Here is a 12933-nt window from a genome sequence, read left to right on the forward strand (position 1 = left end):
GATTACATCTCCGCAAAGTTTTTCAATAACTGAATTCCCCAGTTGTGGCTTTTCTCAGGATGAAACTGCACGCCATAGACATTGCCATTGGACATGGCCGAAGTAAATTCATCGCCGTACTGTGTAGTCGCCAAAGTCTGTGATGCATGGCCAGGCACAAAGTAATATGAGTGCAGGAAGTAGAACATAGGCGCAGTAATACTGGCGAAGAGTGGATTATCTCTCACCGGCATAACGTCATTCCAGCCCATGTGCGGCAAATGGGTCTGCGAGGTAAAAGCTGCCTGGTCAAAGCGCTTGACTTTTGCTTCAATCCAGCCTAAGCCCTGTAAACATCCCTCTTCGCTGCCTTTGGCCATCATCTGCATACCCACACAAATGCCCAGGACCGGGATTTGTTGTTTCATCACCATCTCGTCCAATGCTTCTCGCAGGCCAGAGTCGTTCAGCCGAGTCATTGCCCAGTCAAATGAACCTACACCCGGCATAATAATTTTTTTCGATCGCAACAATTGAGCAGGGCATGAGGCTACCTCTACGGTAATATTCAATCGGTGATATATGTTGATAAAAGCAGGGATATTTCCCATTCCATAATTGATCAGAGTGACTGATGGCATTCCTAAAAAGCACCTCCCCTGCGGGTTCCGGAAATCTTTGACATTATTTTTTCACCCAGTTGGATACGCCGGCATTTGTTGCGATAATTCCAATAAAAATTTTTCGGCATTTGGTGATAACTGTGCAGTTTAGCCTCAGAGATACCCAATTTGGCGGCAACATATTCAATCTCCTGCTGAATCCGTTCGGTATCGTATGGCGGGACCTCAAGCAGCTCCAGGGCTTTACCGCGGTCCATCTGCTCAGTTAATATCAGGCTGGAAAACTGCACCCTGCGCACATCAAAACCAAAGCGAGTAGGAAGCCAATAGCCCTCAAAAAAACGGGTAAATATGGATTCAAAATGTTTTTGTGGATAAGGCTTCCAACCATACACTTTCTCCAGCTCTATCATAGCCTCAGCCTTGATATAGGGTACAAAATTGAGAGGCTTGAATATTTTCACGCCTTGGAAATAGGGCAAATAAAATTTACGGTAGAATATTGAGCTGAAAGGATAAGTCGCCATTTTCACAAGACCAAAACGGGAGAGAACATCTCGTACAAGCGTCATATCTGCATAATAATAATATTGAAGAGGATAGCATACGCATTCCGTTGATATATTTCCCCCATTTAATATGAATTTTATTCCATATTTCTGAGCATATTGATACAAGACACCAATAAAAGCGATATCTTGTGGCCCATCGATATTTGGCAGGCCACTCTTGAACATCGCCAACTGAAAGTCCCGCATTTCTTTCCAGTTAATTACTTCAGTAAAGAGATCAAGCCCCAAACTATCCACAAGCACTTTAATATTATGTACCGCCAACTCAGTGTTCCAGCCGCCATCCACATGAAAAACCAGCGGACGTAGACCAAATTCAGTCACCATCACATGCAGCATGTAGGAACTGTCAGCCCCGCCGCTCAACCCCATAATGCAGTCGAATTCATGCCCTTCACCTGATTTCTTAATAACTTCGACCATCTGTTCCAGCTTTAACCGCCCCTCGGGGCCTGTATGCCAGTGTTGTTTCACAAAGTTATTGAACTCCCAGAAATGGTTTGATATCCCGTCATGATCAAAGGTGATCGTGGGATCGGTTATGTCCATTACCGTTTTAGTACAAATTTGGTATGGCCTTTGATTCTCTATGGTGGTATTAAGCATCTCTTGCAGTCATCTCCATATTATTGATAATTTTAGGCTGTTTAGTACTGTTGGAGCAGCATCAAATCAACCATTTTCAACTCGTCCGTTTTCATTTCAATCCAGTCTTTCCCCAATGTATTGACAAGCTTAAATTCGATTAGTGCCACAGGCAAGGGGGTAAAGGCGAATGTTAGTATATACGCCGGGGCAAACGCCCGAGTGTTTTATAATAGAGCTCTTGGCTCATTTTGCCTATCTATCTAATAGATATTTAGCTCCTTAGATATAAAGAGTACCATAAAAAACCTAAGTTGGATCACTATAAAAGTACGCTTCATTTTGATGAACCGGAGTGTAAACGAGCCACGCCTTTATGAGATTTAGCCTATATTTGGTTTAGAGAAAAGTTTCAGATGGTCAATAAATATTTTTTCAGTGTCATTCAATGCGTTAAATGCTTTTATTCTAATTCTTCTTGCCTCTTTTTGATCATATATATTGTTTTGGACCAACTTTGATTCTATCACATCAACGAATTCTTGCATGTTATTTAAATTAATATCCCATCCAAGGCCAAATTCAGACAAGTTTTTCCATGGGGTATTATCGCTAATTAATACAGGGGTGCCAACCGAAAGTGATTCTGCTATCACATGTCCAAAGTTCTCGGCGAAAGTCGGTAAAAACAATAAGTCATTATTTAGTAAAATATTTTTCACTTTTTCTCTTTTAACTTCACCCAAGTACATATATTCAATATTAGAAGGAAGTTTCTTTGATTTTTTAACACAGATATCCCAAATATAATTGTCTTCAATAGGCCCATAAATTCTAAGTATCAACTTTCTTTTTACTTTCTTTAGTACGTCAAACACAAATGGGAGGTTTTTGTCTTTTGAAATCCTGGAAAGAAAAACGATATTTATAACATCATAGTTTCTCATAATATCAGAAGAGCTACAAATTTCGAATTCCTTACTGGTTTTTGATGACAGGTTTGTTGCTATACGAACTTTTGAAGAAGTGGTTTTGATGTGCTTCATGATACTTTGTTTCTCGAATTCTGTTGAGGCATGAAATATAATTTCTTTGTAAAGATTAAACCGTTTTGCAAAAAAAAGAAAAAGTCTTTTTTTATTCTTTTTGAAGTTTAACGCCTCATCATACAATTCACCCTTAGTCGCGACAATGATACATTTTACATTAAATATTTTTATCTTATGCAGAATGATTATCAGAATTGAAAAAAGAGGACTGAATAAACTTGGAAGGTAAAGAAAATCAGGGTTGACATTTATTATCTCCCTGACAACCGATTTAATTGATTGTAAATGCGATGGCAAGTACATTATTTGCACATTTCCATCTTTTATCCAACTGTTTACCGGAACTCCTTCATAAGGCTTAGAAATGCCCAGGTCATTATTATAAGTAATTATGTTAAAGTCATATTTCGATCCCAAATGATCTATAATGTTAATTATGGATGTAAGTGGGCCTCCAATTTTGTTCCCTGGCAAGTAGTGAGAGATTAAAATCAATATTGACTTTTTCCTATAGCCGCAAAATGCTGTTGCTTTTTGTTGAATCATAAACATTCCTCTAAAACTTACCGAGCTGAAGTTCCCATCCTGCCCAACCACCGGAAAATTTGATTGTTCACGGATAATCCTTATACACAGTTAACTCCACACCATCTTTATTAAGGGTGTTGGAATTGATGACTTTTATTCTATAAAAATAGTAAGTTATTACCAAGACATGTAAATCCTCATAAGTTCAGGTATTCAGAGATTCATTTTGAATACCATTTGGCGTTTAAAGGGCTAAATAGATTTTATACCTCGACAGGCTGTTACGGAACTAAAAATATCTTCACAGAATAGCCATATGTAGTATCGATGAAGCGAATGAGCCACTGTATGATGTGCTTTGCTTCGTGAGATCATGCATTCCGTAACAGCCTGTCGAGTTATTGAGTTATTACCAAGACATCTTTTATTTGGATAAACTACTGAAACGATCAATACGATTGCTACTATTTGACAAATTGACTTAACACCCTATTTAATAGGGTTATTTCAACTTGCTACCTAAAAATATTAGTAATTTTTTACTATTTTTATTATAATCTAAATAGTCAGAAGCCCAATTATATCCATTAAGAGCTATTGCTTGGGCCTCTGCTTTGTTATTCAGGACATAGCATATTGCTTCTGATAAAGAAATCGGATCATCAGGATTTGCAAAAATCAACTCTCTTTTATCTTTAAAATATGATAAAAGATCTCCCACCTTGGTTGAAATAACAGGTTTCTTGTTTGCAAAATATTCGCCTAACTTGGTTGGAAAACCTGTTTCTGCATGTATTCCAGATTTCCTAGGATTGACCATCACCGTACATTTTTGAATATATCGATTCACTTCTAATTTAGTTATTAAACCAGTAAATGTTATATTAGCTTTACATGTAATTTTATTAGCTATTTTGTCATAAATTTCAGGTTTTATATCACCGATGATAACCAATTCGGTGTTTGTCTTTTTTCTTGAAACGATTAAATATGCGTCTACCAAGTCTAATATGCCATTTTCGTAAGTTGGATTACCACAATAGCAAATTCTATCTGTATCTGAATTCTGATCATCCCCAATTTGTTTATTAACGTTGTCCACATCAATAAAATGTGGTATTAAAGTTAAATTTTCTTTTCTTACCTTGTTGGCAACACAAATTTGATAAAGGCGTTTTGTAAGAACGATTATTCCATCGAAATACCTGTCAAAATACATAAGCTGAGAATTGTAAAATAAGATTAGTGGTTTTCTCCACCAGCAATATGCATATTTATATGGTAGATATATTTCTGTAATTATTCTGAAGCACTTTATTCCAAAAGCCTTTGATAAGAAGAATACAGGAACTAAAATATAAGAAACATCAAGCCCATAAATAAGCAAAACATCGCTCTTTTTAAATAACTTTATTTTAATGAAAAATAATGGCAAAAATAGAATTTGACAAATTGTCTCAAAAATTTTTGAAAAAGCATTTTTAAATGGTTTTTTGAAAAGATAATTTGAACAGAAAATATCAACATCATTAATATTGGAAAACCTGTCCCCCCAGAAACGAATTATTTCAATTGAAGCCTTGTTATTTTTCAATCCTATAGTCAGCTGCCTCACAAAACTTTCTGCCGCCCCCCTATATGGGAAATCTGATGTAGTTAATAAAGTAATTCTTAATTGTCGCATTTATAATATTATCCCCAATATTCATTCGAATTATTTCGGTCTGATCCTTTCTTCGTTAAAATCCCTTTCTTATGTCACCTGATTTTGTTAAACTTGATTGAGTTATGAGCATAGCCCTTCTTTTATGTATTCTTTTTGTTGGAAACTTTAAAATACATTTAAAGGGGGCTTGCTCATAACTATTTTTTTAATTTTATCTTTTCAACCCCAAAATCCTTTTTTTTAACTCAAAGCGTAAAATGAGAATGAAGGGTGCACAGAACTGGACTTTTAAATTTTGGATACCAACCGATTCGTTAAATTTATGACATTACCATTACGTCTCATCTTCCAGTACCTGGGCACGGTAGACCCTGACAACCTTAATGATGTCGATATCAATGGCCTGCCTTGCTTCATAGCGTTTATCCGTATATTGACCCGGCGACAAAGTTACAGCCTTTTGAGGTCCCCAGATTCATCCGGAATATCATCCAGAGAGAATGATCCGGGGGAAACAGGACCATGCTGTTCTCTGCCTGAGAGTCATCTTTATAGCTTTGCACAAACCTGTTTTGCTCCATTAATTTTTACTCCTTTTTGTCACCAATTTTTGACCCATTTGAGGAATTTTTTCTGTCACACCCTCTTTGCTACCTGCTGTTTTTAGCATCGGCCGACCGGTACCGGGTTTTTGGTCCAACTAATAAAAAAGCGGCCTGGTTCAAAAGAGCATATGCCAGGGTAACACTTTTTTCTGATCTCCCAACTAAGTTTTCGCGACTAACTTACTGATATTTATTAATAAAAATCCAGCAAGGCTGATAGGAAAATATCAAAAACTATTACCCTGATTTGAATCAGGCCAAAAAACCCTTATTTCCTGATGGACAATACCGAGTGGCCTACTCTCACTGATGCAGCATATTCAATCTGAATTTCACGGATGGGCACTTTTTAGCACACCTACAATCATCCTTGACAGACAGCGGACTATCCTTGCCTAAAACAGGGGGCTCTAAGTGATTGAATAGTATTGTGTTTGCTGTTTGCTGTTTGCTGTTTGCCAATTATTATCCCAACAATCACCAAAAAAAAAGGGTCTACGTAAACCATGTTGGTTAGAACAGCTAATAAAAGATATGCCTGAAGAATAGAATTATTTTTTGTAAGCCGATATATGCGTAACAAACCTACTAAATAGAGTAGCACCCCAATTATGCCGCTTCTACTTAAAACATTAATGAGGAAAACATTCGGAACACTGTCAATTCTACCTTCTAAAGAAAAAATTGATGTAGAAGGTATAAATTCACTTGCCGGAATGCTTATTAGGTTGGGGCCAACCCCAGAAATAAGGTACTTAGGATTATTCCACAAAAAAATTAGAGATAGTCTATCAAAAATATCAAATCGAGTAAAAAGTTTTGGTTCATTTGGAATCCAAAAATCTTCAACTCCCATAATTGCTTTTTGAACTTTACTATAAGTAAAGTCAAAAACATACTCTTGTAAAACTGAAAATGTTAAAATGATTAAAGCAATAAATATTATATAGTATTTAGAAAATCGGCTTTTAAAATTTTTCAGCACAATAAAATTAATTAAAACAAAAAGAATAAAACTAGATGCAGAAGAGCTTAGAACTACAGCAATAACATTAGTTATAATTGCGAATAGTAGTATTTGTTTTTTTTTAATGTACAAATAATAGTAAAATATTATCCCATATGCTAACGCTGCATGTCTGCCCAGCTTTTTGGGTTCAAAATTAAGCCCGACAAATCTTCCTCGAATATTGTCGGCCGCATAAAATAGATGCTCTTTTATCACATAATCAAAATTATAATCTATTAATCCTATCCAAAAAGAGAACAATGAAGTTATTGCGAAGAATAAGACTATTGTATCTAATTCTATCTTTTTAAAATAAATAACCCATGCAAAATAAAACATAATTGCGAATTCATTTAACATTCGGATTAACGTAACGACTGTTCTACCTTGTGCTTGCTGAGTCAAAGTTCTTAGCCCTGTTATATCTTCCCATGGTATAATAAATCCAAAAAGCACACCTAATAAAATCAAATATACATATTCAGCAATAAATGGTTTTGTGTATTTATTAATATTTCTTTTGATAAAATTACTATTTGCGACGAGAAGCGGAATGACAGCAAAGCCAACAATATTAATCAGCAATAAACTAGGGCCAAAATATATTGTTCGAAAGTTATCAGCGATAATAGACAAAATACTTAAAAAAACCAATGTTTTATGATTTTTACTTGCAACCGCATGAAAAATAACCAAAATCGCCAGAATAGTGAGGTAAAAATTCATTTACTGAGAATAATCCATTTTATGATACTCATTAGGGGGGGGTGAGACCTTAGCACGACCACATTAATTTGACCGCAGCGAAGTCGTAATTTGGGCAGCTATCTTACTTTAACTTTTCATTATTATATTTTACCAAAGGTGATTAGGAGACATGCTTCGTCGCATGACTTATCCAGCCTCCCCTCATCGAATCTGGAAATGAAGTTTTCCCTCATTCGTGGATGCATCCTGAACTTCTTTTCTGTCGCCTGTGTCGTCCGCTTTCTCAAGGCCATGGTTTTTCAATACAAAGCAACGGCGTTATGAGAATTTTCACGGATCAACTCAACGCTCACATCTCCAAACAAGCCAAAATATGGGGTTTATATTCACTGGTGGCCATCAATTAGGTGGTGGTGTAAACGGTGCCAAACTCCGATTTGTTGAAGATCAATACTCTGTTAGTATGCAAATAGTATGACGGGTATTTTGTACCCAAATTGGCAAAATACTGTAACGCCTTTTTGGGCACACAAAAATTATAAGGTTTTACTGGATTCCAACCGGCATTCGCGATCATAGTTAAATATAAGAAAACAAGAAAAAATCGTTGTTTTTCAGCTAAAAAGGGCTCATAAAACTGTTCACCTGGCTTAAAGTGCACGCTTTATCCGACTTTCAGGATTTTATAGGGCTACAGAACCTGGATGGAATAGCTTTGGGCATCATTTACATCCAATCGCTATTTAAAAAATCCGTTATTTCAGCCACTTTAAAAACTGATGAACCTGTAAAAAGTCGACCTATGAATTTTTAACCACATCATATTGATTTGAAGTTGATTCTAAGTACCACATAATGTGGTTAAATATTGAGATCTGGACTTTTTGCGAGACCATCAAAAACTGATCCTTCAAGAACTCCGACGCAACCCCACATACTGAAAGAAGGTTTAGGACTCATCAATTAGGGCTTGAGCCTGATTACACAGGGTTTACCTGTAACTCGATGTTCAAGTTTTTGTACAACCATTGTAAACACGGCTACCGCCATAAGCCGGGACACTTTTTGTGTTATGACGCAGTAATGACGCGAACATGACGCATTTTTGAAATTTTATGACGCACTTAACTTATTGATTTCAAAAGCCATATCTGCATTTCCCCTGCGAGCTCAATCAAGCCTTACTATAGTGAGAATTTAGACTGTCCCGGCTTATGGCGGTAGCCGTAAACACTATGCTTGTGGGTGATGTTTTTTTGTGACTTAAAATCATCAATAAAACATAAACCTTTGATATTACTATCAATTAAAAACCATGCCAATATAATATTTAATTAAGAGCTTAAGCAATATTATCTTATTATATTAAAGGTTTAAAAAAACTTGAACATCGAGTGTAAATATGCAAATCTCAAAAAGCGTGAATTTTTTTCACGTTTTTTAGGAACAAAGCATATCATTTCTCCCCAGATCTGTGGAACGTCGTGAGGTCCGCTAGCATAGGTGGAGGATTTAGACAGGTGTTAATTTCCAGAATATATTTTTTTTAAGTGATCAATATAACTATTCCAATTATACTTCTCTCTGGTCTGTTTTATTGAGTTCTCTCTTAATTTTCTCAGGAACTCAGGATCAAAAAGTAATTTTTTTATCGATCTTACGTAATCTTTTGAATCATTAATACCAACTATAATACCAGTTATGCCATGTTGTATAACTTCATTGTTTGACTCAACATTTGATGCGACAACCGGAACACCTGCAAAAAGGGATTCAAGGATTGAAATTTGAGGGTTTATTGATAATTTTCTATACGGCGCTATAACCAATAATGATTGTGAAAGCAACTTTTCAATAGTGATTTGATTCTCGTATGGATGTATATAAACAAATACATTTGTGAATTTAAATGATAGCTCATTTATTGAGTGTTCGAATTCACTACCTGGTCTTATTGCAAAAACAAATTTTTTTCTTTTAAATACAGGCGCTAATTGCTTAACAATACTTATCATTATATCTGCACCATTATTATAATCAGCATTTCTCCAAAACAAAATAATATCACGCTGCCCATCATTAAAAATGGGTATTATGTTTTTTACGATGCCAGGTTTAATAACGACTGATTTGTGTTCACCAACAAAACTTTTCCATTTTTGGGCCACAAATTCTGAGTTAGATATAATTAAATCAAGATTACGAAAAAAATTAAAACCTGATCCTGTATAAATTTGTTCTGGCTCAGAAATTGGCGAGAAAAATACTCTTTTATTAGCAAAAATTAATTTTGAAATAACCGCAACCATGCCAGTTTTGTAACCACCAAAAAAATGAATTAGAGAATAATTTTCCTTCTTGATAAGAATTATAAGCTGAACAATTTGAATAAATGACCTAAAAAGACTAACACCTTTTTTCGGCCATTTTTTTGTTGAGTGTAAAACGGTTTTGATTTTTACATTTTCTGACAAATCAATCATTAAATGATTTGCCCCTTTTGGCTTTGTTGTAATGAAATCAACATTTATATTTTTTTCTGATAACAATGAAGTGGTTTTTAAAGGTATTTGAACATGACCAGACACGCCGTAAAGTTGTTCTTTCAAATAATACGCTTCCGTCACATAAATTGCTATTTTGGAATCTTTCATGGTACAATTAGCCTTTTTTGATAATTATATAACCTCTCGAAGCAAAACGCCATATAAAGATTGCTGATAATTTCTCGACCCACTCCCAAAATCCTAAAAAAAACAAAGGAATTTTATTTAAAACAGTTTGAGAGAATATTAAAATACCTGATTCCTTAATTACAGAACAGTTGTTGCTCCTTGCATAATTTTTTATCTGATTAAATGTTAGTCTTACAGAAGTTGTATTACGTACGAAAGGTCTTGATCTGTTTGCAAATTCCACAAGAATTACCCCTTCTTTTTTGGCAACACGAATCATTTCACTGATCGTACTTATCGCATAGTCTTTTGATTCAGTAGAATTTAAAACACGAATTGCAAAAACAAAATCAAAACTGTCATTTTCAAATGGCAAGGAAGCACCTTCAGCAACCTGAAAATCAACATTTGTTAATGAAGCACATTTTTGTTGAGCGATTTTAATCATATCAGGGGAAGGATCTATGGCTCTTACTTTGAAGCCCTGTTTTGCAAAAAACTCAGAGAATCGAGCTGTACCGCAGCCAACTTCAAGCACATATGAATTCTTGCTTATTATTTGTATTGTTTTTTTTAACTGAGTTAATTCAAGATTGTGAAAGACTCTACCTTGTTTAGATTTAAACCTTCTATCATCATAAGTATAAGCACCATCACCTATATAGGCAGTACTACTGATGTTGATTTTTTTATTTTTTTTTATTGTATCGTACATTCTGCACCTTTTTTATTTTTGTTAAGTCTGAGGCTGTTTATTAAATGGTGTACAAATTGACATCTCAAATTGTATCATTTCCTTAATACTCTCAATGAGTTACTCCAAAAAGTTTTTGACCAATTTACTGTTTTTATTAGAAAAACTATCCTTTTCAACACCCATTATTACTGCCTAAGCAACATAAACCCCACTTTTTTCCATTTCAATCCAAAGAATTCTCGTCGTCTTCGTAATTTTTCTTCACCCCTAGTACAAGGCAGTTATTTTTTTTAAAATATGTTCATTTTTGCTGACGTCCCCCTTTTCTTTTTGCTATAATTGGCACTGGTTCAGTTGAATAGGTAGTGTATATTTCTAAAAATATTAGAGAATATCCATATTTAATATGAGAAAAGGGGTAAAAACAAGCCTATTTCTAACTGATATGATTTGTCAAGGTGATTCAAGCTGTTCTGAAATCCTTGATTTTAAAGACTGTCCAGGTTTAGCTGATTACCTATTTAACTGAACCAGTGCCAATAAATCAAGTACTTTATATTTTTTTCAACATGCAAGAACCTAACTGGTCACCACTGGGATAACCGATTTTTCAATTTTGACAAAGGAACTTACTCAACACGTTCCAAACACCTGAACCATTACTGGTACCTGACCCAGATTGAAGTCTGCTCTAATATGATTTTTAAGTCCACCCTTTACCGCACCAGTCTCTTTGAACGACTTTTGGACAAGTTTTCTCGTGTCGGATTGCCCGACACTATTGCCAGAATGTTCAGCCGATAACTTGCCCGTACAGGTTCAAATTTTAGGGCTTGATCATAAGATCGGCCATCATCACAATTGGTGGACCAACGGGGTCAGGCTTGTGTTATTATATTTTTGACAACAGCCTGTGTTTAAAGACAAATTCAAACAAAAGTGTCAATAACGCAAGCCTGATAATCATATAAAGAGCACAGGGGAAATTTCAACGCTAATGGTTGATGGTTTGGCAGATGTGGCCTGTAAGAAACACGCCAGGGGGATTTTTAGTGTCCCCCTGGCTTATGGGAACACATACTTTTAAAAGAAAATGAGACACCTCCCTAATTATAGCACCTACTGCTATAATACCAGTTATGATTAACCATTTGGATTTAGGAGGTGTCAGATGAAATTTTACGCTGGAATTGATTTGCATTCAAGTAATAATTACATCGGCGTCATTGATGAGACGGACAAAAGAGTATTTGGCAGGCGGATTGATAACCATCTGCCCTGCGTTCTATCTGCTCTGGAACCGTTTAAGAAAAATCTCGATGGTGTCGTGGTTGAATCGACCTACAACTGGTACTGGCTGGTGGACGGTCTACAGGAAAACGGATACAAAGTCCACTTGGCTAACCCGGCCGCCATTAAGCAATATGAAGGGTTAAAATACACCGATGACAAATGGGATGCATTCTGTCTGGCGCACATGAAACGATTAAATATCTTACCTGAAGGCTACATCTACCCAAAAGATTTGAGACCGGTCAGGGACCTGCTGAGAAGAAGGAGTCTGTTTGTCCACCAGCGTACCAGCCAAATCCTGAGTCTTCAAAGCATGATTACACGAAATCTGGGTATTCGAATATCTGCTCAAAATATTCGAAAATTCGGACTCGATAGAATGGATCAGATAAATGATGTAAATCAAGCGTTTCTCATAGAAAATCAGCTGGGAACCATCGAGCATCTGGACAAGACCATTAAGGGTATGGAAAAGCAGGTGTTGTCCCAGGTCAAACTCAAGGAGGAATTCAGGCTGCTACAGTCCATTCCCGGCATTGGTACTATCCTGGCGCTGACCATCATGCTGGAGGTGGGAGACATCAAACGTTTTAAAAAAGTCGGCCATTATTCATCCTACTGCCGCTGTGTCAAAAGTGAAAAGACCTCCAACAGCAAGAAAAAGGGAGAAAACAACAAAAAGAACGGCAACAAGTACCTGTCCTGGGCATATGTTGAGGCGGCCAATTTTGCAAACCGGTTCAGCCAAGAGGCCCAGCGTTTTTTTCAAAAAAAACAAGCAAAACGGAACAGGATCGTTGCCACCAAAGCCTTGAGCAACAAGCTATGCAGGGCATCATATTACATCATGCGGGATCAGGTTCCCTTTGATGAAGCAAAACTGTTTTGCTGAGTTTGGTTGCGGCAGAGAACCCGTATAGGGGTTGGAATGAAACCATCAAGCC

At 36.1% G+C, this 12933-nt stretch carries 8 protein-coding genes; 1 reads left to right on the plus strand and 7 read right to left on the minus strand.

Features of this window, described 5'->3' with window-relative positions; translation table 11 throughout:
• Positions 1-2: 2 nt before the first annotated feature.
• The 7 genes from hisH to B9A32_RS02285 form a co-directional block, all read right to left on the minus strand.
• Positions 3-620 carry an imidazole glycerol phosphate synthase subunit HisH gene (hisH, locus tag B9A32_RS02255; RefSeq protein WP_084066756.1) on the minus strand — a complete coding sequence of 206 codons (618 nt, stop codon included), beginning with the start codon at positions 618-620 and terminating at the stop codon, positions 3-5.
• Positions 621-622: 2 nt separating this feature from the next.
• Positions 623-1780 (minus strand): N-acetyl sugar amidotransferase, encoded by a 1158-nt coding sequence (locus B9A32_RS02260; RefSeq protein ID WP_084066757.1) that lies wholly within the window; start codon positions 1778-1780, stop codon positions 623-625.
• Between the two features lie 362 nt (positions 1781-2142).
• Positions 2143-3354: a glycosyltransferase family 4 protein gene (locus B9A32_RS02265; RefSeq protein WP_170923667.1), complete on the minus strand. Its 1212-nt coding sequence runs from the start codon at positions 3352-3354 to the stop codon at positions 2143-2145.
• 484 nt (positions 3355-3838) lie between these two features.
• Positions 3839-5020 carry a glycosyltransferase family 4 protein gene (locus tag B9A32_RS02270; RefSeq protein WP_084066759.1) on the minus strand — a complete coding sequence of 394 codons (1182 nt, stop codon included), beginning with the start codon at positions 5018-5020 and terminating at the stop codon, positions 3839-3841.
• A gap of 972 nt (positions 5021-5992) precedes the next feature.
• The gene (locus B9A32_RS02275; RefSeq protein WP_084066760.1) at positions 5993-7342 is read right to left on the minus strand and encodes a hypothetical protein; all 1350 of its coding nucleotides are present in this window, start codon (positions 7340-7342) and stop codon (positions 5993-5995) included.
• Between the two features lie 1505 nt (positions 7343-8847).
• Positions 8848-9978, minus strand: coding sequence for a glycosyltransferase family 4 protein (locus B9A32_RS02280; protein ID WP_084066761.1), 1131 nt, complete (start codon positions 9976-9978; stop codon positions 8848-8850).
• Positions 9979-9985: 7 nt separating this feature from the next.
• Complete coding sequence (locus tag B9A32_RS02285) at positions 9986-10714, minus strand: class I SAM-dependent methyltransferase (RefSeq protein WP_084066762.1); 729 nt, start codon at positions 10712-10714, stop codon at positions 9986-9988.
• Between the two features lie 1153 nt (positions 10715-11867).
• Here B9A32_RS02285 and B9A32_RS02290 point away from each other — a divergent pair.
• Complete coding sequence (locus tag B9A32_RS02290) at positions 11868-12881, plus strand: IS110 family RNA-guided transposase (RefSeq protein WP_084066763.1); 1014 nt, start codon at positions 11868-11870, stop codon at positions 12879-12881.
• Positions 12882-12933 lie beyond the last annotated feature (52 nt).

The sequence above is a fragment of the Desulfocicer vacuolatum DSM 3385 genome, from assembly GCF_900176365.1.
GTDB classification, from domain to species: Bacteria; Desulfobacterota; Desulfobacteria; order Desulfobacterales; family Desulfobacteraceae; genus Desulfocicer; species Desulfocicer vacuolatum.

Excerpts from the sequence above, each read along its gene's own strand:
- B9A32_RS02280 (WP_084066761.1), bottom strand. The coding sequence starts at position 9,978 with ATGAAAGATTCCAAAATAGCAATTTATGTGACGGAAGCGTATTATTTG.
- B9A32_RS02285 (WP_084066762.1), bottom strand. The coding sequence starts at position 10,714 with ATGTACGATACAATAAAAAAAAATAAAAAAATCAACATCAGTAGTACT.
- hisH (WP_084066756.1), bottom strand. The coding sequence starts at position 620 with ATGCCATCAGTCACTCTGATCAATTATGGAATGGGAAATATCCCTGCT.
- B9A32_RS02290 (WP_084066763.1), top strand. The coding sequence starts at position 11,868 with ATGAAATTTTACGCTGGAATTGATTTGCATTCAAGTAATAATTACATC.
- B9A32_RS02275 (WP_084066760.1), bottom strand. The coding sequence starts at position 7,342 with ATGAATTTTTACCTCACTATTCTGGCGATTTTGGTTATTTTTCATGCG.
- B9A32_RS02265 (WP_170923667.1), bottom strand. The coding sequence starts at position 3,354 with ATGATTCAACAAAAAGCAACAGCATTTTGCGGCTATAGGAAAAAGTCA.
- B9A32_RS02260 (WP_084066757.1), bottom strand. The coding sequence starts at position 1,780 with ATGCTTAATACCACCATAGAGAATCAAAGGCCATACCAAATTTGTACT.
- B9A32_RS02270 (WP_084066759.1), bottom strand. The coding sequence starts at position 5,020 with ATGCGACAATTAAGAATTACTTTATTAACTACATCAGATTTCCCATAT.